The following is a 20,364-nucleotide window of genomic DNA, read 5'->3' as shown; positions in this document are numbered from 1 at the left end:
GGAGAATTCGCCGGCGGTCGGCATGCTATTTTGAAGTGGGGGTATGGCATGCCGCTGCGCTTGGTTCTAGAGCTCGATGGGAGGCGTTTACGCCGTCCTCTGGTAGACGGCGAGCTGGTCGTGGGCTCCGATGCCGCGGCCGATTTGTGCCTGTCCCATCCCAGCGTTTCCCGCCGCCATGCGCGTTTGACGGTGACCGTGGACGGCGTCGAGGTCGAAGATCTCGGCTCCTCGAACGGCACCCGGATCGATGGCTCGCGGTTGCTTCGGTCGGTCGTGGCCGCGGTCGGTCAGAAGATTCGTTTCGGCGCCGTCGAGGGCTTCCTCGAAGAGGTCGACGGCGATGATCTCGAAGCCGCCGTTCGACTGCCCGAGATGTCGCCCGCGGTCGCCGATCCCTTGCCGGTGCCGCAGAGCACCGCGACCCTGGCGCCGGCCCAGGGCTTCCTCGTCGGTGAGCTGCCGGCCCTCCTCGAGCGCCTCGCCGCCGGCCGCAGCCGCCTCGACTGTGCCCAGGAAGTCGGTGCGGCCCTTTTCCGCTCGCTGCCTTGCTGCGCCGTGGAGATTCGAGATCAGGCGGCGGGACTGCTCTTCCGCGGCGAGCGACCGCTCGAGGAAGAAGTCCCGTCGGCCGAGCTTCTGCCGGTGGCGGTGACCGCTCAGGGCACGGCGGTGGAAGTGGTTTTCTTCCAGGCCGGCGTCGCCCGCGCCTGCCGCACCGTCGTCGGCAGCGCGGCGCACCTGGTCTCCCTGGCCGAGGGTCGGCGAGCGATCGGCGAGCGCCCGCAACCGGTCCCGCAGGTCTCGCCGCCCTCGCCGCCGAGTCTCGACCCGCAGGTCGTGGAGATCTACCAGCGGGCTGAGCGCGTCGCTCCGGGACGCATCGGGGTGCTGATCCGCGGTGAGTCGGGCACCGGCAAGGAAGTGCTGGCCCGTTACCTCCACGACGCTTCCGGTTTTTCCGGCCCCTTCGTAGCCCTCAACTGTGCCGCCTTGCCGAGCGATCTCCTGGAGTCGGAGCTGTTCGGTATCGAGAAAGGTGTCGCTACCGGTGTCGAGGCGCGGGCCGGCAAGTTCGAAGCGGCCCACGAAGGCACCCTGTTTCTCGACGAGATTGGCGACATGGCGCCGGCGACGCAGGCCAAGATTCTGCGCGTGCTGCAAGAGGAGGAGGTCTTTCGCCTCGGCGGCAGGTCACCGCGACCGGCCCGGGCGCGAGTCCTGGCGGCGACCCATCAGCCCCTGGAGGAGATGCTGCAGTCCGGTGCCTTTCGGCGTGATCTCTTCCATCGCATCGCCGGTTGGGAGGTGACGCTGCCTCCCTTGCGGCGGCGACGGGCGGACATCGCCAACCTCGCCGTCACCTTCCTGGCCGCTGCCGCCGCCAGCCGGGGCATGCGGCCGGCGGGAATCTCGAAGGCTGCCCTCGCCGCCCTCGAGGCCTATTCCTGGCCCGGCAACATCCGCCAGCTGCGCAGCGAGATCTCGCGGGCGGCGCTCTTTCTCGAGGACGGCGATCTGCTCGACCGCGAGGCCCTCGGGGATGCCTTCCAGAGTCTCGACGGAGGGCCTCGGGAGGGGCTCAAAGCGGTTCTCGAAGGGGTGGAGCGGGACGAGATCTGCCGCGCCTTGGCGGCGGCTCGTGGTCAGGTACCGCTGGCCGCGGAGCGCCTCGGCTTGGCCGTGTCGACCCTCTATCGGCGCCTCAAGGCGCTCGGCATCGAGGCCTCGAACGAGACCGCGTGAGGACTTCCGCGGGTCGCTGTGATATTCGTCTTTAGCGATAGGTTCTAGCAGGAGAACCGCGCTTCTTGGGCCGGAGAGGAGCTCTCTGAAACAACAGCTAGCAGGTTGCTGAAAAAGTTCAGGTTCGAGGACTTCCGGCCCGTGTGGGACCCCGAGCCCAGCGGGCGAGGCGGCGCCGAGGGCGCCGAGGACGGGGGTGAAGGCGCGCGACATGCGCGTAGCCGGGCCGCGTAGGCCTGAGGGGGGCGCCTTTTAGCCCCCCTAAATAAACAGCAGGTGCTGAATAAGCCGCCACGCGGCTTTTTCAGCAACCTGCTAGGGGCCGTTAGGACTGCGAGGAGGCACGATCATGCGAAGGCTCGGGCTCATAGGACTCGCCCTACTGCTGGCGGGAGGGTTGTCGGCGCAAGCTCAGGTGCTCGCCAGCGGCCAGTTTCCCCTCGGTTTCACCAGCGGACCCGGCTCACCGAACTTCAACTCCGCCATCACCCTCGCCGGCACGGTGCCGGCGGATCTCGGACCCACCGCCGGAGGACGCCTGGTGCTCAGCCTGCGCGATGTCGGCCGGCCGGATCAGTTCTGCGACCCGGACGATCCCAGCGGCGGACTGTTCGACGGTTGCGCCACCGTCGACTGGCCCTTCCCGGGGCGCCGCGGCATCAACCTGGTTCGTCTCGAGCTCGCCGACGGGGTGCAGGACTTCCATCTGCGTATGGACGACACCTTCTCTGCGATTCCCGAACCGGACGGTCCTTGAGACCACAGTGGCGTGGGCGGGTCCGCCCACTTGTGGCAGGGTGATCTGGCGGCGAACATCGTCGCCGGTAGCGCCCTGCTGATCGACTTGACGATGAGCAAGCTCGATCCTCCGAACGTCACCATCGCCTACGAGCTGCGGGTCGAGGCCGCCAACGGCATTTTCGCCGACGGCTTCGAGTCCGGAAACCTCGCCGCCTGGTCGGCGACGGTGCCTTGATGGCTCCTGAATCGGCATAGGATAGGGCCATGAGCGACAGCTACAGCGACACCCTCGCCTCTCTCCGCCTCCCGGACGTGGACGGGAAGGATGTGCTCCTCGGCAGTCTGTGGCAGGACCAGCCGGCGGTGCTGGTCTTCTTGCGCCACTACGGTTGAATCTTCTGCCGCGAGCACGTCGCGCAGTTGCGCGACCGGCAGGACGAGTTGGAGGCGATGGGTGCCGCGGTGGCGGCGGTCGGTCTGGGAGATCGCTCCTATGCCTCGGCCTTTCGTGCCGACACCGGCATCACCTTTCCCTTGCTGGTGGACGAACGCCGCCAGGCCTACCGCGCCGTCGGCCTCAAGTCCGCGGGCCTCGGTCACCTTCTGAAGGTCGACAATTTCCGAGCCCGGTCGCGGGCCAAGTCCGCCGGCCATGCCCAGCACAAGCTGGGCAAGGATCCGCTGCAGCTCGGTGGCAGCTTCGTCTTCGCCGCCGGTGGCGGCGATCTCTATGCCCACGTCAGCGAGACCTTCGGCGACAACGCCCCGATCGAAGATCTGCTGGCGGCGCTCGGTTCCTGATCGGCGCCGGTCGTAGCCTCATCCGCCGGGCTTGTAGATCGCCAGGAAGGCGGCGACGCCGCCCAGCAGGGGCACGCCCCACCACAGGGCCTTGGCCAGGTGAGGCGCTCGCCGGATGATGGCGATCAGAGCACCCATCAGCAGCCAGAGAGCCATCTTCAGCCACACCCATAGTGGCCACGGGTAGCCGTCGATCACCCGGATGCGGGTCAGATGCCAGACCAGCAGCAGGCCGCTGGCGAAGAGGATCACGAGCGCGATGCCGTGGCTGGCTCCGGCCAACCTGCGGGCCTTGTCCCGGGAAGCGCTGACCGCGTCCCCGGTGTGTAACTGGTGGTAGATCATGGCGCCGAAGGATGTGAACAGCAGGAAGCCGCCGAAGAGGTGGAGGACGGTGCTCAGGTCATAGCTCATCGAACGGTAAGCCTCTCGCGGGTCGCCGGCGCCGGCGGACGCCGATGAAACGTTCATCGCTTGGGGTCGAGGCATCATACTTCGCAGCCGGAGCTGGCGGCGGGAGAGCTTCGGCCGCGCGCCTGCAAGGCTGGAAAGGTGCTCTGCGGAGGGCTATTCTTAGGGCTTTGGAAGGATCGCGACGGTTCGGTCGAGGGCCGGGACCGGGGGAGGAGCGCATCGACGGAATGAGGGGGGAAGGCACCCAGAGCTCGCTGCTGGCGGGGGACGATCACGATCGTCTGCGCCGGCGCCTCGACCGTGTCGTACGGCGGGTTTGTCCCCCCTGGCTGGCCGGCCAGGAGGACGATCTGGTGCAGGTGGCGATGCTGCGGCTGGTCGACGTGGTGTCGGCGAGTGAGCAACCTCGACAGTTCAACTCGTCTTATCTCTACAAGGTCGCCTACAGCGCTCTGGTGGACGAGATCCGTCGTCTCCGGCGGCGTCGCGAGGTGGCCCTCGACAATGACGAGGGAGAGCCTATGCCGATCGAGAGCCAGGCCGTGAATCCGGAGGGCCGGATGGCCGGCCGCCAGCTGGGAGACGAAATCGCCGACTGTCTCAAGGGACTGATCGCACCGCGGCGCTCCGCGGTGACGCTGCACCTGCACGGTCACAACGCCGGCGAGACGGCGGACCTGCTGGGCTGGGGCCTGAAGCAGGCGCGCAATCTCATCTACCGCGGATTGGCCGACCTGCGCACCTGCCTGCTGGAGAAGGGAGTGGCGCCGTGAGCGGCGAGCTCGAGCGCTGGCGCCGCGCGTTCCAAGACCGCAGCGCTGGTGCCGACGACCAGCAGGTGCCGGCGGACGAGATCTGGCAGGCGGTGCGTGGCGAGCTGCCGCGAGACGCCACCCAGGAGATGATCGATCGCACCATCGAAGATCCGGACCTCGCCTGGGAGTGGCGTTTGGCCCGTGAGCTGGAAGCCGAGCGTCAGGCCGAGGAAGGTAGGAGCGTCGAGGGCGCCGCCGGTCGCGATCGCGTGGTGCCGCTGCGGAGGTCGAGCTGGCCGCGCGCCCCTCTGATCGCGGCGGCCCTCGCCCTGGCGATGTTGTCGGCGATCTTCTTTCTTCGCCCGGCGGACGAGGAGCCGATTTTCCGAGATCCCGGCGGGCCCGTCGTCGAGTCGATGCTGGAGAGTGACGAGGCGCTGACGGCGGCGGCCGCAACGCTGCGCTGGACCGGGCCCGAGGAGGCCCGCTACACGGTTTCGGTACTGCGCGCCGATGATCTCAGCGAGCTCTTCCGGAGCGCCGACCTCGCCGCCACCGAGGTCACCTTACCGCCGGAGCTGCTCGCCGATCTGCCGGCCGGCTCGGTGCTTCTGTGGCGGGTCGAAGCGACGCTACCGGATGGCTCGCGGGTGGCCTCTCCGACCTTCCGCCAAGCGCTTCGACGGGCCGAGTGAGCAAAGGCGTCCATTGCCTTCGTTAGTCGACTGGACAGGGGAGGAAGCAAGCCCGAGGGCAGCCTCCTTCCGGTCGCTCCGGCGGGCCTCGACAGCTCGCCGGAGGCTAACCAACTCTCAAGAGAAAGAAGGTATAGAGATATGAGCTTTGCAACCCTCAACGAGCGTTTCTCGGCCGTCGCCCGTGGTGTGCTGATGCTGGTCGCGTTGGTGGCTCTCTCATGTTCGTCCTCGCCTTCGGCGGCAGACGAGTTCGTCAACCCGACCCACGACCAGTTCTCCACCGGCTACGCGGCCGTTTGGAAGCAGGCCAGCGGCGAGAGCCGCATCGCCTCGACCAGCTCGCTGCCGGACTTCTTCGCCGAGAACGCGGTTTACGAGCAGCAGGGTTTTCGCTTGGTGGATATCGAAGTCCAGGGCGGCACCAGCCTGTACGTCGGTCTGTGGCATGAGCTTCCGGCCGGCGCGCGCTCGGCAGAGGCGAGGATTCTGGTTGGCGTGCCCTTGAGCTCCTTGCACCATGCCGTCGCCATGCAGGAGGCGCAGGGCTATCAGGTCGTCGACTTCGAGATCTACTACGAGTTCTCCGATCGCAAGGCGGCCGTGGTGCTCCATCCGGGGTCCGCCATGCATCGCATCCAGGTCGACGTCACCGACGAAGAGTTCGGCACCGCCAACAGCAACAACCGGCCGCTGGGCTTTCGTCTGGCGGATCTCGAGAGCTACCGCATCTCGGGGGAGTCTCTGTTCGCCGCCGTCTGGGTTTCCGAGGCCGGCCCGAGTCATCCCATCGCCAATACGGATCTCCGCTGGCAGAACGTCAAGGAGCTGAGCGAGGTGTTTGCCAACGACTTCCACCTGGCGGACTTGGAGATCAAGTCTTGGCACTACTGCGACGACAAGATCAGCGCCTTCACGGTGCTGTGGGAGCGTCCCGGAGCGCCGACTTCGGTGTCCTTCCCGATCGGCTGGACGGAGCTGGCAGCGGCCAAGGACGCGCCGCCGGGAACCGAGGAGCTCGAGCCGGTGAGCTGGCTGCTCAACGACATCGAGCTGCTGTGGCACGCTCCCGGTAGCATCGAGTCCGCGTTGGGTCTCGATCACGACGGTCCGCTGATTCCTCCCGAGGAGGACTGAGCTGGGCAGGAGGACGGCCGGCGCGCGCCGCGCGCGGTAGGATTTCGGGCAGGGTCGGGGGCTGCGATGGCTCCCGCCTCTGCCCGTTTTACTTTTTCCCGCCTGCGGGACCGCGCCGCGATGGTCAGACGATTCCCTCAGCTTATCGCCCTGTTCCTGGTGGCTCTGCCGCGACTGGTCACGGGCCAGTCCCTCGAGGATTGTGAGGCCGCCTTCGCGGCGAATCCGGAAGGCTGGAATTCCTGCGCCTGCTTCTACCGCCTCGGCACGTCGATCCTCGGGCGCGATGCGGTCCGCCAGCGCTTGACCGACCTGCTCGAGGAAGATCCGGCGCGGCCCTGCCCCCACTTCTATCTCGCCAGTGTCGACTTCACCGCCGGTGACGACCCGAGCCGCCACTATCGCCGTGCCGCCACCCTGTTCGAGGCGCGGGATCAGCCCAAGGGGGCCTACTACAGTCATGCCAGCCTGGGCCGCTGGCTGCGCGGTAAGGGGCGCTACGAAGAAGCCGTCGCCGAGCTCGAACGGGCGGCGGCGGTGGCGCGCCGGCTGGACGACCCGCGGCTGTTCAACTCCAGCACCCTCGAGTACCTCAACCTCGATCTCGCCCGCGGCGGCGATCTGGCCGCCATCGAGGAAGGCTTCGAGGCGCTGCACCGGGAGCTCGACCCGGACGACTGGCCGGAGCTCGAGATGGCGGTCACGGATCAGCTCGCCCAGGTGCGCTTCCGCCTCGGGGATCTCGAGCGGGCGCAGCAGATGCTCGACCGCCAGGCGGAGCGCTATCGCGACCGCGGCGACCTCTATGGCGAGGCCACGGCGCGCTACGAGGCGGCCTTGTGCTCGCTTCAAGACCTGCCGCGGCCAGCGGTGCAGGCGGAGGCCCGCCGGCGCCTCGAAGGCGCCCTCGAGGTGGCCGTCGAGGCCGGTAATCTGCGCACCGAGGTGGCGGTGCGCCGCAAGCTCGGGGAGCTCACCCCAGGACCGGCGGGCCTCGAGTCGCTGCGCCAAAGCCTCGCCATCGCCCGGCGCCTCGACGAGCCGGATGCGCTCTACCCGACGCTGCTGGCATTGGCCGAGCGGATCGCTCCGCAGGATCCTCCGGCGGCCCTTCAACTGCTCGCCGAGGCCGATCCCGGCGAAGAGACCGCCAGCCTGTTGGCGACCGGCTGGCTGCATCGTCTGCGCGCCGCCTGGAGTCTCGAGGAGCCGGTGGAGGCGCTGCAACGCTCCCTGCTCGTCCTCGACGAGATCGAGCGCCTGAGGCTGCGTCAGTCGGTGGCGCGGGCGGAGTACTTCTCCCTCTGGCTGCCGGCCCATCAGTGGTTGGTCGGAACGCTGCTCGGCCAGGCCGCCGGCGAGCCGGCGGCAGCGATGGCGGCGGTGAACGAGGTGCGCCGCGTCGAGCTGCAGGATGCGACCGCTTTCGATCAGGCCTTCACCATCGGGGAGCGCATGCGCGGCCGAATCCTGCTCGAGAGCCTGGGCCCGGAGCCGGCGCGCCGAGGGGCCCTCCTCGAGCTGGCGGAGGTGCGCCGCCAGCTGGCCTCGGACGAGGCGCTGTTGATCTTTCAGCTCGGCCTGTGGCGCAACTTCTATGGCCGCTTCGAAGGCGGTGCCTGGCTGCAGGTCATCGATGGCTCCGGTGAGCGTCTCTACGCCCTGCCCGACAGCGCGCGGCTGGCCCCCGCCATCGAGCACTTCGCCGGCCTCTTCGCGGCCCGCGATGAGGGGCAGCGGGAGGTCGCCGCGGTGCTCTTTCAGCAGCTCCTCGAAGCGGTCGTGGACGACCTGCCGGAGGCTGTCGATCATCTCGTCCTGGTTCCCGATGGTGCGCTTCACGGCTTGCCCTTCGCGGCGCTGCCGATGGCCTCGGGCGAGCCCCTGGGGACTCGTTTCCGGATTTCGCGAGTGCCCTCGGCCACCCTTTGGGGGCGCTGGAACGGCGCGCCGAAGTCGTCCCATGGCGTCCCCGCCCTGGTGGTGGCGGCGCCGACCTTCGAGCCCTCTCCGGAGGCTGAGGGGGCGGCCTGGGCCGAGCTTCCGGGGGCCGCCCGCGAAGGCCGGGCAATCGTGCGCCGGCTCGGTCGCGGCAGTCGTTTGCTGAGTGCCGAGGAGGCTGTCGCGCCGGCCCTGCAAGGGGTGATTCCGGCGCCCTTCTCGGTGCTCCACTTCGCGACCCACGCGGTGGTCGACGAGCGCCGGCGCCAGCGGTCCGGTGTGGTCTTGGCGGGCAGTGGCGACGCCGCCCTGCTCGAGCCGGAGGAGATCGCGGCCCTCGACTTGGAGGACAAACTGGTGGTCCTGGCGGCCTGTCGCACCGGTTCCGGTCGAGTCCTCTATGGCGAGGGACCGATGAGCTTGGCGCGGGCTTTCTTCGCCGCCGGAGCGACCACCGTGGTGGCGACCCGCTGGCCCTTGCGGGACGACGAGTCGGAGACCTTCTTTCGGCACTTCTACGATCACCTCGCCGCCGGCCACCAGGTCGCCGAGGCGGTGCGTCGTAGCCAGCGTGAGCTCTGGCAGCGGGGAGCACCGGCGGCCGCCTGGGTGGGGCCGATGGTGCTCGGCCGGGGCGCGGCGCGTCCCTTCCCGGACGGCCTTCCCAGAAGCCCTGGGCGATGGCTCTGGCTGGCTCTCGTCCTGCTGCTCATGGGCCTTGCCGTCGCTTGGCGGATGCGGCGCCGCCGGTCGCCGTCGATCCGAGGGAGCTGAGCCCCCGGATCGACGGCCTGCGGTCTTCACTGGACGACGATTCCAATCGCCCGCTGGACGTCGTCGTCGGCGACATCGCGGCGTAGGGTCTCGAGGTCTTGGCGCAGCTCTTGGCTGGCCGCGGCGGCGAAGGAGCTCAACAGGCTCTGCAGCTCGGTCACCTGTTGCGCGCTGACGACGGCGCGTCCACGCTCGACCAGCGTCTCCAGGGTGCCGCGGTGCTCATCGAGGGCTGCCCGCGTCGACTGCAGCAGATTCGGCCGGGTGAGCATGATCTTGAGCATCTCGAAACGGTGCTCCTCGAACAGCTCGGCATAGCGCCGACCGTGGCTGGTGCGCGGCAGTACCTGGTCCCGGAAGCGATAGCCGAGGCCGAGCAGGGTGCTGTCCTCGGGGAGCCCGCGGGCCGCCTCCGCAAAGGGGCAGTCGCCCGTGCACTCGAACAGGTTGAGGGTCAGGTCGAGCTCCAGGAGAACGTTCTCGATGGTGTTGGCATAGCCGTTCGCGCCGTCGCCTGCGAAGTTCAGGCCGACGATGCGGTTCTCGTTGTCGAGCACCGCCGAACCGGAATCGCCGTTGTTGCTCCAGATGGTCGACGGGCTGACCGGCGAGATCATGAACTGCTCGTCCATGGTGACGGGACCGCAGACGAAGTTGCCGGCCGGCACGTTGAGGGTCAGGTTGACCATCGAGATGCGGCCGAAGGTGCGGCCGGTGGTGCGCCCGCTCTTTTGGACGATGGTGCCCAGGGCCGGGTTGCCGGGGAACGCCGACGGCGAGCCGATGTCGCGGATCTCGTTCCAGGTGAGATCGAAGTGGCTGTCGACCTTCGAGCCGTCGACGGTGCTGTTGGCCGGGTCACAGGGATCCGCATGGCCGCCGATCTCGCCGACGATCTCCTCGAAGCCGCAGCCCGGGGAATCGCCGCGGGAGACGTGGCGGGTGATGGTGCCGATCGGCGCCTGGTTGAGGTTGAGGTCGCGGTTGCAGTGGGCGTTGGTGACGTAGACGAACTTCTCGCGGGTCGCGTCGCAGGCCTTGAAGCCCAGCGTGCAAGCGCTGCAGCGCATGGTGCTGTAGGCCGAGTTGCCCATCTCGACGGGCAGCGTTTGCTGCTCCGCGTGGCAGGGCTGGACGCAGCCCGGGAAACCGTCTTCGAGGCGAATTCGGCCGGTGTAGCGGACGCTCACCGGAGCGCCGTCGAGGAAGGGCTCGAGGGCGGGAGCGAGCTGGTCGTCGCGCACCAGCACCTGGAGCTCGGCGTCCTTGCCGTCGGCGGTCAAACCGACGCCGAAGCCCTGCACGCCGGGCAGCGCCATGATGGTCCGCGCATGGCGTTTCTGGATGGCGGCGAGGTCGGCGACGCGCTCCGCGGGAATGATGTTCTCGACGTGTTGCGGTGTCGGCTTGGCGGGCGCCGCGGTGAGGTTGCTGGTCACTGCGGCCAGGCCGAGGACGACCAGGGTCAGGGCGGCGATACAGAAAGCGGTACGAGTTTTCATCGGATCCTCCTCGGGGATTTCTCCCCGTCGTTTGGCTCGAGTGAACCCTCCGTGGGGAGGGCGCTCGGGATGTCTGGAGGACCTAACGAAAGTAGCGGTCGCGGTTGCTCAGGGGGAGGCCAAAAAAAAGGCGGGAAGCGAGCCCAGGCCCGCTTCCCGAGGGTGCGACCGGCCGCCCGATTTCGGCCCGCCGCGGAATCGCCCGGAGCACTACCAGGAGAAAAGGACGCCCTTGTAGTCCTTGCAGCCGGCGAAGGGAGCGCAGATCTCGATCTCGTAGGTGACCTGCTGCCGGTCGACGTCGATGCAGAGCTCGACCTCGGCCTTGAAACCGAGGGCACCGCCGCCGATCTTGATGCAGGGATTGGAGGGATTGATCGTACCGCCGCCGATCTTGATGCCGGCGAGGTAGACCTGGAAGGTCACCTGGGGAATCGTCAGGTCGACGCAGTAGTCGATCTTCAGGGGGCCGATGCTGAACGAATTGCAGACCTGGGTCAGGGCGCTCTCGTGAACCTGGTGACTTTCGATGTGTTTGAGTCCGGTGGCCATGGATCTTTCCTTTCCGATTTCGGCCCCGCGGGCCGAAGTGTTTGGTGCTGGCGACGCCGCGGTGGCGCCGTCCTACCCAGCCATCGCAGAACGGGCCGAAGAGGAGACGGAGGAAAGAGACTTTTCTGGTCGAAAAGCGAACGGGCCCGAGCCGGTGATCGGCTCGAGCCCGTTGTCAGGCCGCGGACCGGCGGTGCCGGTGCGGAAGGGTGGGGCTACTCGTCGGGACCGACGAAGGTGAAGTTGCCCATCGCGATGCGCACCGGCCTGCCCTCGGCGAGGGCCCGCGTATCGCCGAGTTGATCGACCGCCTGCAGGTAGTGCGGGTGGCCCGGAGCCAGATGCCAGAACTTGCGGACATCGATCGATGACCCCGGCGGCAGGTTGCCCCCGTCCGGGGTCTCGAAGCGCACTTCGAGCTCGCCGACGAAGGTCGGCGGCACTTCGCCCTCGGCGGTCACCAGATGGTAGGCCTGGCTGGTGCTGCGCAGGCCGCCCATGATTCGGTGCTGGAGGCGCTTGCTCTCGCTCACCAGGGCAACCCTCGAGCCCTCCGGGAGGTTGCGGCAGTGGGCCTCGAAGCTGTAGTGCTCCGGCCGCCCGTCCTCGTTGTAGTACTTGAGGGTCGGAGAATTCGACTGCGGGACGTCGACGTTGTGCCAGCCGGCGGCGCCGTTGTAGTGCACCCACTCCTGGGTGTTCCAGTTGCCGCCATCGTTGGAGGGGTTGTTGTCGAAGAACTCGCTACCGGCACAGCTGATCAGGCAGAAGTGGCCCGAGCCCGGCGGCGTGAAGGCGAAGGACTCGGAGCTGGCGGCGCGCTCGCCCGGGTGTACCGGTTTGGCGCCTTGCAGGGTCTCGAGGGGAGAGGTCTCCTTGTCGCCGTTGAAGGTGAACATCTTGACCCAGGAGGTGCGCGGCGGTGCGAAGCCGGCGTCGCTGTAGTACATGCGCAGCCGGGGCTTCTTGATCGGCACCTCGATGCCGATGCTCTGGGCGCGCCCGTAAGTGTTGTTCTTGAGTCCCGGCTCCGGGTCGTAGATGTAGACATTCCACTGCTTGATGAGCTGGCTGACGGTGAGTGGCGCCTTGCCGTTGACCACCACGTCGGGGCTCGAGGTCACCGGGTCGTCCTTGGGGATTGTGCCGTTGTCACCGAGGTTGCCGCGCACCAGCAGTCCGTACCAGCTGCTGAAGGCGTAGGCGGCGGCTTTCTGGCTGTCCGCCGGCTTCATGCCGATGGCGGCCTGAATGTCGAGGGCGAGGCGGTCCTTGTCCATCTTGGTCACCGCCCAGTAGGTGTCGGCCCACAGGGAGCCGACGTTGGTGGCGAGGAGCGAGAGACTGGCCGGAGGCGCCATCGCATCCCAAATCTTCTGGATTCCGATGGTCGCCGGGTCCCCGGCATTGAACGACTTGAGTCCGATTTCCCAGTAGTTGGTGGTCACGCTTGAAACTCCCTCCACGAACAAATGTCGGAGCTCGACTGCCGGCAGTGGAACGCCCACTCGACCGGTGCCAACCTCACCCCGGTCATCGCAGAAGGGCCGGTTTGGGAGACAACGAAAATTGGATTGATCGCGGCGGCGAAGAGACGCCGCTTGGGAGAGCCCCCTCTCGGGGGCCTTTCGGCGGCGCCGCGGGCCTCGCCAGGTAGCCGCGGGATGGCTTGGCGAGGCCCGTCGAGGAGGGCTGTCCGGTCAGCCCCTGCGGGATTTCCGGGAAAGGCTGTGGATCGTGCCGTCGTCGTAGATCTTGGGGTCGTCCCAGTAGATCTTGCCGCCCTTCATCGCCACCGCGAGGCGGTAGTGCAAAGGCGAGGTCTGGCCCGAGAAGTCGAAGATCAGGGGGCCGGTCACGAGCTCGTGACCCTTGGGGTAGGGCTTGGGAAAGAGCACCTCGATGCCGTCCGGAGGGGTCGGCCAGAAGTCGTCCTCGGGCGGCACGTGATGACGGCCCTTGAAGATCTGAAAACCCGCGAAGCGGGGTAGCTCCGGCGTTCCCCGGACCTCGAAGCGTAGAACCTTCGATTCCGAGGGCGGCATGATGTTGCCGGTCGAAGTCACCTGCCAGCCGGCGGAGGCCGCCGAGCAAAAGTAGCTGAAATGCGCCGTGAGCTGGTCGAAGTGGACCGTGGTGGTGAGGTTGCTATCGATCTGGAACATGGATTCGGTTCCTCGCGGTAGGGGCTGATGAGTGGAGATTTACCTATCCACTCTTCGTGATTTCCTGCGCCGGCAGGACATCGTGCTGGCGGTGCGGTGCTGCCGATGCCGTGGATGGCGGGCGGCATGCCGTGGCCAGGCCGGGCTCGGCGTAGCCGAGGGCGTCGAGGCGAGCGATCAGCGGTCGGCCCTCGGCCTCCCTGCCAAGGCAGCGCAGGGCGTCGGCCCAGGGCGCCAACAGGCGGGGATCGCTGCTGCCAGCGGCGAGGGGAGCGATCGCGTCCAGGGCTTTGGAGAAAGCCGCCGGCGCCTGGGAGTCGGCGCTCAGTCGACCGAGGAGCAGATAGGTCTGGCTGAGCCAGCGGTGTACGGCGCGATCCTGGGCTCGGTCCGCGGCCTGCGATTGCAAGATCTCGATGGCCTTTTCGAGGTCTGCCCGGGCGCCCTTTCCGCCGCTGTCGGCGAGCAGCGCGCGGTGATAGAGGCCGACGGCGTGGGTGCGCCACCAGGTGCGCGGGGAATCGTTCGCGAGGATCTCTGCGAGGAGGAGGCGCTGCTGCCGCCAGGCCGCGGCGGCGCCCTCGATGTCTCCTCGGGCGAAGGCGGCGCGGCCGCGATGGAGATGGCTGGTGGCGAGCTGAAAGCGCCAGTCGGCGTTGCTCGGATCGTGCGCGACCAGGCGAGTGAAGATGTCCGCAGCGCGTTCGAAGGAGCGTTCCGCCGCCGGCCAGTCGCCGGTCAGGGAGCGGTGGCTGCCGAGGCGGTTGAGGCTGAGAGCGAGGAGCTGCCGCCGCCGAGGGTCGTCGTCCTCGGCGCCGGCCAGTCGCTGCCGTTGGTCGACGTCGGCCGCGAAGTGATCGCCGGCGGCGGCCAGGCGGCCGAGGTCTTGGAGCACCCGACCGATGGCGTTGTGGGTCGCGGCGAGCTCGGATCGGGCCTCGCCGTCTCCGGGATCGGTCGCGACCAGGCGGCGGTCGAGCTCGAGGGCGGCGCTGAGCTCGCCGAGGGCGCCTTCGAGGTCGCCCTCGGCTTGGCGCAGGGAACCGAGATTGCTGTGGGCATAGGACAGCTCGCGCTGCCAGTCGCGGCGCTCGGGATCGAGGGTGACGAGCTGCCGGGAGATCTCGAGATACTCCTCGAAGGGGCCGCGGGCGGCCGCCAGATCTCCCTTGCGCCAGTGAACGAAGCCAAGCCAGAAGCTCGCCTGACCGAGCTCGAAGAGGCGCTCTCCGTCGTCTGGATCGAGGCGGACGAGGTGTTCCGCGAGGGCGCGGGAGTCGGCAAAGGGTGCGACGGCATCGGCCAGCTTGCCCTGACGCACGAGCACTTCGCCGATCTGGTGAAGCACCCGCGAGCGGCGCAGCAGCTCCACTGGGCTGAGCGCACTGGGCGGCACGGCGGCGAAGTACTCCGTTGCCTGAGAGCCGACGTCGTCGAGGAGATCGAGGCGCCCGAGAGCGTCGAGCTTGTCGCGTAGGTCGACCACCATGAAGCGCAGCAGCTCCTCGGCCTGCCCTTGGCGGACTTCGGCGCGCTGGCGGTCGCGCTGCGCACGGAACCCGAAGACGGTGGCGACCAGAGCGGCGATGATCAGCGCCGCCAACGCCAGGGCCGAGAAACCGACCGCCAGACGGTGGCGCAGCACGAAGCGGGTCCAGCGGTAGGTGAGACCGGCGGCATGGGCTTCGACCACCTCACCGTCGAGAAAACGGTGCAGCTCTTCGGCCACCGCTCGGGCGCTGCCGTAGCGCTCGCTCGGCCGCTGGGCCAGGCAGCGCAGGATGATCGCCTCGAGCTCTGCCGGCAGCGCGGGGTGGAGCTGGCGCGGCGTGGTGAGCTCATGCCTTCTCACCTGGCGCAGGATCTCGAGAGTGTTGTTCCCGGCCACCGGCAGATCACCGATCAAGGTGACGAAGAGAGTGACGCCGAGGCTGTAGACGTCGGTGCGCCGGTCTGCCGCGGCGGACGGTTCGGCGAGGCATTCCGGAGCGATGTAGTAGGGCGAGCCGGCGAGCGTCGGCGTGGACCGCGGATCGAGCCGATCGATCTCCTGGGCGAGTCCGAAATCGCTCACCAGGGCGCGCAGCTCACCATCGAGGTCACGTTCGATGAGGATGTTCGAGGGCTTGATGTCGCGATGCAGCAGCCCTTCGCGATGGGCGGCGTGGAGACCTTCCGCGGCTTGTGCCAGCAGCTTGACCTTCTGCTCGAGGGCGAGGGCCGGCGCGGCGGCGGCGAGGCTCTCGCCGGCGACCCGGCGCATGGCGATGAACGGCCGGCCCGCGAGCTCGCCGTGGTCGTAGATCTCGAGAACGTTGGGATGGTGAACTCGCGCCTGGGCCCTGGCCTCTTCGAGCAGCCGATGGTGGACCGTGGAGTCTTCGAGGGTGAGGAGCTTGAGGGCGACTTCGCGGTCGAGCTGGCGGTCGTAGGCGGCGACCACCTGTCCCATGCCGCCTTCGCCCAGGACGTCACCGAGCTCGTAGCGCTGCGCTGCCGGCAGGCTGGTGGTGGCGAGCTCAGGATCCGAGTCGTCCGGCTCGGCGAGGAGACGCAGCGCGGCGGGGACTTCGAGAAAAGAATCGGGAATCGCCGGGGCGTTGCCGGATGTGGGCTCGGATGAGGTGGCGGTGCGCCGACTCGTTGGCTCTGCCTTGGTGCCCGGCCGGAGGGCTTGCGCCCTCGGCCCGATGATCCCGAGATCGGCGAAGGGCGGCAGGCTCATGCGCTGTCTCGCAGCTCGCCGTGGAGCCAGGTGCGAACCGACCGCCAGTCGCGGACCACGGTGCGAGGGGTGACGTCGAGCACCCGTGCCGTCTCTTCAACCGACAAGCCGGCGAAGTAGCGCAGCTCGACCAGGGACTGATGGCGGGCGTGGCGCTCGGCGAGTCTGGTGAGGGCCTGGTGGACGGCCAGCACCTCCTCCGGCCGTCGCGCCAGCGGGTCCGCCTGGTTGGCCACCGCCGGCTCGATGGCGAGGGTTTCGCCGGCGCCGCGTTTCTTGGCCAGTTGGCGCCGCGCCTCATCGGCCAGGACGAAGCGCATCGCGCGTGCCGAGACGGCGAAGAAATGGCTGCGGTCACTCCAGTCGACGGCGCTGTCGAGGAGCCGGAGATAGGCCTTGTGAACCAGGCTGGTGGCGTCGTGGCGAGAGTCCCGCCGGCGCTGCCTGAGGACGCCCCGAGCCAGGTTCTTGAGCTCGTTGTAGAGAATCGGCCAGAGTTGTTCCTGCGCCTCCGTGCTGCCTCCGCGCCAGGCGTGGAGCAGACGGGTGACCTCGCCGTGCGGCCGGCTCGAGACCTCCATGGTTCCTCCCTTCCACCGACGGGAGGGCGAGGCACGGTACGAGCCGCGACCAACTCTCCCGATGAATGACACTCCAGGGCCCCGAGACGGGGCATCGTATTCAGCCGGACGTGACCGCTTCTGGAGAATTCATTTCATCGAGATGATGAGCACTTAAAAGAGCGTAGATGAACTTCTACACCTTTGATTCTGCGAGAGATGCCCGGCGCGACGGGTGCGGTGTCGGCGGGCGGTCAGGGGGACGGAGGGAAGGCCTCCGTGTCGAGCCAGAAGGCTGCGCAGAGGCCGGCGCCGAGGGCGAGGGCGACGAGCTGCCAGAGGGCGAAGGGAAGCCCAGCTTCCGCACCGGAGTCGCTGCCGGGGAGCTGCGACAAAGTGGCCAGCAGGGTGACCGATAGGGTCGCCAGAAGCAATAGCCAGGCGCGGCGCCGGCGTTGACGCTGGCGGCCGAGGCGTTCGACGACGCGCTGCGAGAAGCCCTCGTCCGGGAGGTCGTCTTCGGCGAGGAGCTGATTCAGCCAACGATCTTCGTTCATCGCGCTCTCCCGGCGCTCGGCGCCTGGTGCATCTGCTTCATCTTCGCCTTGCCGCGACGGATCAAGGACTTGACCGTTCCCAGCGGTAGTCCGAGGCTGCTCGCCACCTCATCGTGGCTCAGCTCGTGTTGGTAGTGCAAGAGGATCGCCGCTCGCTCCTCGCGGCGCAGGCCGGCGAGCAAGCGCTGGACGGTCTGGGTCGCCTCGATCGCCGCGGCATCGCCGGCGGTGGCTGCCGGCTCCTTCGCCTCGGTTGCTGTCGTCCACGGCATGGTCGGGCGCCGCCGCCGACGGCGTTCGGCGGCGACGAAGCACTGATATCCGATGCTGAACAGCCAGCTCCGGAAGCGACCCTCGCCGCGGAAGCTCGAGAGGTTGCGGTAGGCCCGCCAGAAGGTCTCCTGGGCGAGGTCGTCGGCGCTCGCCGATGGCGAGCCGCTCAGGCGGCGGAGGAACTGACGCACCGCCCCCTGATGGAGTCCGACGAGCTCGCCGAAGGCCTCGTGATCGTCCGCGTCGCGAACCCGCTCGACCAGCCGTCGCTGGGCCTCCTCGGAGATCATTCGCGGTTGCTGTTGCGGGTCCAGAAGAACAGGTAGACGAGGCCCGTGGCCACTGGCACGATGCCGAAGATCCAAGCGATTCCGCCGACGAAGAACATGAAGACGGAAAGGGTCAGGCCGGTGGTGACCAGCAGCATGCCGCGGCGGAAGTCGTTGCGTGCCCGGTGCGCCGGAGTGAGCAGGTTGTGCAGCTCCGGCGGTGCGTCCTCGCCGCTTTCGAGGAGCTTCTGGAGGGTTCGTTGTTGCTCGATCTTGAGCCGTCCGAAGACGATGATGAAGGTCACCAGGACGATGGCGGTGGCTGCCAGGCCGGCCAGCAGGGCCCAGTATTCTTGCGAGATAGTCATCGAGTTCTCCGAGGTTGAGGTGCAGGCTTCGGGCCGTCGGTCAGCGCGAGGCGGAGCCCGCTTCGGGCGCCGGGAAGGTCACCGCGGGTAGGGTCACCGAGTCCGGAAACTCGCCCTCGTGTCCGCGCAGAAAGCGACCGACCAGGGGCTTCATCGGCGGCCAGTGGCTGTAGAGATTGTAGAGAGCCCCGTGATTGCCGCCGATCACCTCCACCAAGTGGCCGTTGTCGAGCGCCGCCGCGACCTCGCGAGCATTCTCGATCGGGGTGGCGGTGTCCCAGGTGCCGTGCAGGATGAGGGTGGGGGCGCTGGAGCGGACCGGGGTGCGGAACTGCTCGCCGAGGTCGGCCGCCGGCCACAGGTCGCAGAGGGTTGAGTACTCGAAGTTGAGGTCCCCCAGCAAGGCGATGGCCGGGCTCGCCTGGTAGCGCCGCCGGCGCTCGGCGGAGATTCCCGAGGCGCAGTCCATGGAGTAGTGCATGGGGTCGTCGAGGCGCAGATTGCGCAGCGCCAGGGCCGCCCGGGCCGGCAGCGAGAAGTCGCCCCGGTGCATCGCCAGGATGAGCTCCGGCCAGAACTCCGGAGTGCTCCGCCGACCGGCGCGGTGATCCGCCACCAGCGCCACCACCAGTCGGTCGACGACCACGTCGAAGCTCTGGTCGTTGCGCTCCAGGCTCACCCGAGCGGGTTGCTGCTCGAGGCGCTCGAGGACCTCCCCGAGGGCGGCGATCAGGCCGCCGGCCGGCAGGCGATCGTCGAAGCGCCCGGAGGCCTCGGCGACCGCCGCGATGCGCTCGAGGGTGGCGAGGGCGGCGGTGGGATCGTCCCAGGTGTGATCCGGGCCCTCGATGCCGTAGAGCATCGCCCGATCGACCCGCTCCGGATAGCGGCGCATGTAGTGCAGGGCGAGATGCGAGCCGTAGCTGCCGCCGACCAGGGTGATGCGCTCGTAGCCGAGGGTTTGGCGCAAGGCGTCGAGATCGGCGGCGTTGGCGTCGGTGTTGTAGGCCGCCAGGTCGACGCCCTCGGCGAGCCAGTGGTCGCGGCACTCGGTGAGCATCTGGCGCAGGTTGCGGCTCAGCTCTCGCCGGTCGAGGGGTTGGTCGGCGGGTAGGCGTCGGCGTTGCGGGCAGTCGAGGGCGGGGAGCGCTTCACCGCCGCCGCGCTGGTCGAACAGCACGACGTCGGCGAACTGGCGGTAGAGCATGAGCTCGTCGAAGTTCTCGGATTTCTCGGCGCGCCGGATCCAGGACGATCCGGGCCCGCCGGCGAGCAAGAACACCGGTGCCGCCGGTCGCTGGGCGGTCGAGGGTATTCGATAGTAGGGCAGCGACAGGGTACGGGAGGTGTCCTTGCCGCGGCTTTCGGGCACCTTCAGCCAGCCGGCCTCGACCTCGGCGGTGCGGCCGTCTTCGAGGGTCAGAGTCTTGGTTTCCGGCTGGGCCGCGAGCGGCGGGCCGGCGGCGAACGAGGACGTCGCCAAGGCGACGTAGACAAGGGAGTGTCGAATCCAGTTCATGATGCTCTCCACGAAGATGGCCGAGGATTCCCGGCGCTGTTTCCTAGTGGAATGGTGTCCGGCGGCGGCTGGATTCATCAGGTCTTCGATTTCGGCTCACGGTCTTCCTCGAGAAGACCACTAGAATGACCACCGAGGGGCCGAGCCAGGGACTTCGGGTCTCCGGAGGATCGAGCAATGCGCAAGTTTTTTCTCGCCAGCACGCTGTGGGTCTTCGCGCTGCCGCTGGCGGCGGATCTGGACTTCGACTTCGCGGGCCATCACTACCGCATCGTGACCACCGGCGCGCCTTGGGCCACGGCTCGGGCGAACGCCGAAGCGGCGCTCTACCGCGATCGCACCGGACAGCTCTGCATCATCAAGAGCGAAGCCGAGAATCAGGCGGTGTTCAATTCCGGGGTGGCCGCCGGCGTCGACACCATCTCGAACGATGGTGGCGGTGGAATCTACTTCTGGCTCGGTGGCACCGACAACTCGGGCGATCTGCCGGCGGCCTCCGAGGGCGAGTTCTTCTGGATCGACGGCACCCAGTTCTGGCAGGGCGGACCGCCGCCGGCGGCGGGCGGCACCGGAACCGTGTTCCCGGGCGCCTTCGAGCGCTTCAGCGCCCGCGAGCCGGACGACTTCGGCGCCGGCCAGGACTACGCCGTGATGTCGATCAATGGCTGGGTCTTCGGAGTCGCCAGCGACTGGAACGACGTCGCCGGCACCAGCTTCCTCGACTACTGCATCGAGTGGGAGTTCGAGGTCCTGTTCGCCGATGGCTTCGAGTCCGGCGACACGGTGGCGTGGACGAGCACGCAACAGGGGCGAAGTCCAGATCGCCCGACTTCGGATTCGGAGTAGCGGGCTCCTTCGCGAGTCGAAGCT

At 68.2% G+C, this 20,364-nt stretch carries 21 protein-coding genes; 10 read left to right on the top strand and 11 right to left on the bottom strand.

Features of this window, described 5'->3' with window-relative positions; translation table 11 throughout:
* The first annotated feature begins 48 nt into the window (after positions 1–48).
* The 5 genes from AAF604_06680 (at position 49) to AAF604_06660 (ending at position 3,288) form a co-directional block, all read left to right on the top strand.
* Positions 49–1,746, top strand: a complete 1,698-nt coding sequence (locus AAF604_06680) for a sigma 54-interacting transcriptional regulator (protein ID MEM7049324.1) — start codon at positions 49–51, stop codon at positions 1,744–1,746.
* 349 nt (positions 1,747–2,095) lie between these two features.
* Positions 2,096–2,503, top strand: coding sequence for a hypothetical protein (locus tag AAF604_06675; GenBank protein MEM7049323.1), 408 nt, complete (start codon positions 2,096–2,098; stop codon positions 2,501–2,503).
* A 12-nt stretch (positions 2,504–2,515) separates the two neighbouring features.
* Complete coding sequence (locus tag AAF604_06670; protein MEM7049322.1) at positions 2,516–2,722, top strand: hypothetical protein; 207 nt, start codon at positions 2,516–2,518, stop codon at positions 2,720–2,722.
* A 29-nt stretch (positions 2,723–2,751) separates the two neighbouring features.
* Positions 2,752–2,880, top strand: a complete 129-nt coding sequence (locus AAF604_06665; GenBank protein ID MEM7049321.1) for a hypothetical protein — start codon at positions 2,752–2,754, stop codon at positions 2,878–2,880.
* Positions 2,881–3,288: a peroxiredoxin-like family protein gene (locus AAF604_06660; protein ID MEM7049320.1), complete on the top strand. Its 408-nt coding sequence runs from the start codon at positions 2,881–2,883 to the stop codon at positions 3,286–3,288.
* 18 nt (positions 3,289–3,306) lie between these two features.
* On the opposite strand, the gene AAF604_06655 is transcribed toward AAF604_06660, so the two are convergent.
* Positions 3,307–3,702 (bottom strand): hypothetical protein, encoded by a 396-nt coding sequence (locus AAF604_06655; GenBank protein ID MEM7049319.1) that lies wholly within the window; start codon positions 3,700–3,702, stop codon positions 3,307–3,309.
* A gap of 227 nt (positions 3,703–3,929) precedes the next feature.
* Between AAF604_06655 and AAF604_06650 the strand changes: the two genes are divergently transcribed.
* From AAF604_06650 to AAF604_06635, 4 genes are all read left to right on the top strand, one after another.
* Positions 3,930–4,475, top strand: coding sequence for an RNA polymerase sigma factor (locus tag AAF604_06650; GenBank protein MEM7049318.1), 546 nt, complete (start codon positions 3,930–3,932; stop codon positions 4,473–4,475).
* Entirely contained in the window at positions 4,472–5,152 is a 681-nt protein-coding gene (locus AAF604_06645; GenBank protein MEM7049317.1) for a hypothetical protein, read from the top strand. The genes AAF604_06650 and AAF604_06645 overlap by 4 nt, the downstream gene beginning before the upstream one ends.
* A 141-nt stretch (positions 5,153–5,293) precedes the next feature.
* Complete coding sequence (locus tag AAF604_06640) at positions 5,294–6,289, top strand: hypothetical protein (protein MEM7049316.1); 996 nt, start codon at positions 5,294–5,296, stop codon at positions 6,287–6,289.
* Positions 6,290–6,409: 120 nt separating this feature from the next.
* Positions 6,410–9,004 (top strand): CHAT domain-containing protein, encoded by a 2,595-nt coding sequence (locus AAF604_06635; protein MEM7049315.1) that lies wholly within the window; start codon positions 6,410–6,412, stop codon positions 9,002–9,004.
* A gap of 26 nt (positions 9,005–9,030) precedes the next feature.
* Here AAF604_06635 and AAF604_06630 read toward each other — a convergent pair whose 3' ends face one another.
* From AAF604_06630 to AAF604_06585, 10 genes are all read right to left on the bottom strand, one after another.
* Positions 9,031–10,506 carry a hypothetical protein gene (locus tag AAF604_06630; protein ID MEM7049314.1) on the bottom strand — a complete coding sequence of 492 codons (1,476 nt, stop codon included), beginning with the start codon at positions 10,504–10,506 and terminating at the stop codon, positions 9,031–9,033.
* Positions 10,507–10,716: 210 nt separating this feature from the next.
* Positions 10,717–11,058, bottom strand: coding sequence for a hypothetical protein (locus AAF604_06625; protein MEM7049313.1), 342 nt, complete (start codon positions 11,056–11,058; stop codon positions 10,717–10,719).
* A 215-nt stretch (positions 11,059–11,273) separates the two neighbouring features.
* A complete protein-coding gene (locus AAF604_06620) occupies positions 11,274–12,506 on the bottom strand; it encodes a hypothetical protein (protein ID MEM7049312.1) in 1,233 nt (410 codons plus the stop codon).
* Positions 12,507–12,758: 252 nt separating this feature from the next.
* On the bottom strand, positions 12,759–13,223 hold the full coding sequence (locus AAF604_06615; GenBank protein MEM7049311.1) for a hypothetical protein: 465 nt from the start codon (positions 13,221–13,223) through the stop codon (positions 12,759–12,761).
* 43 nt (positions 13,224–13,266) lie between these two features.
* Positions 13,267–15,948: a protein kinase gene (locus AAF604_06610; GenBank protein ID MEM7049310.1), complete on the bottom strand. Its 2,682-nt coding sequence runs from the start codon at positions 15,946–15,948 to the stop codon at positions 13,267–13,269.
* Positions 15,945–16,529, bottom strand: a complete 585-nt coding sequence (locus AAF604_06605) for an ECF-type sigma factor (GenBank protein ID MEM7049309.1) — start codon at positions 16,527–16,529, stop codon at positions 15,945–15,947. The genes AAF604_06610 and AAF604_06605 overlap by 4 nt, the downstream gene beginning before the upstream one ends.
* Positions 16,530–16,762: 233 nt before the next feature.
* The gene (locus AAF604_06600) at positions 16,763–17,065 is read right to left on the bottom strand and encodes a hypothetical protein (protein ID MEM7049308.1); all 303 of its coding nucleotides are present in this window, start codon (positions 17,063–17,065) and stop codon (positions 16,763–16,765) included.
* Positions 17,062–17,628: an RNA polymerase sigma factor gene (locus AAF604_06595; GenBank protein ID MEM7049307.1), complete on the bottom strand. Its 567-nt coding sequence runs from the start codon at positions 17,626–17,628 to the stop codon at positions 17,062–17,064. Before AAF604_06595 ends, AAF604_06600 begins: the two co-directional genes overlap by 4 nt.
* Positions 17,625–17,975 (bottom strand): DUF6249 domain-containing protein, encoded by a 351-nt coding sequence (locus tag AAF604_06590; protein MEM7049306.1) that lies wholly within the window; start codon positions 17,973–17,975, stop codon positions 17,625–17,627. The genes AAF604_06595 and AAF604_06590 overlap by 4 nt, the downstream gene beginning before the upstream one ends.
* A gap of 40 nt (positions 17,976–18,015) precedes the next feature.
* Positions 18,016–19,494, bottom strand: a complete 1,479-nt coding sequence (locus AAF604_06585; GenBank protein ID MEM7049305.1) for an alpha/beta hydrolase — start codon at positions 19,492–19,494, stop codon at positions 18,016–18,018.
* Positions 19,495–19,671: 177 nt separating this feature from the next.
* On the opposite strand from AAF604_06585, the gene AAF604_06580 reads away from it, so the two are divergent.
* Positions 19,672–20,340, top strand: a complete 669-nt coding sequence (locus tag AAF604_06580) for a hypothetical protein (protein MEM7049304.1) — start codon at positions 19,672–19,674, stop codon at positions 20,338–20,340.
* Positions 20,341–20,364: the final 24 nt, after the last annotated feature.

The sequence above is a fragment of the Acidobacteriota bacterium genome (genome assembly GCA_039028635.1).
Lineage (GTDB): Bacteria > Acidobacteriota > Thermoanaerobaculia > Multivoradales > JBCCEF01 > JBCCEF01.
This window is presented reverse-complemented; position numbering and strand designations above follow the sequence as displayed.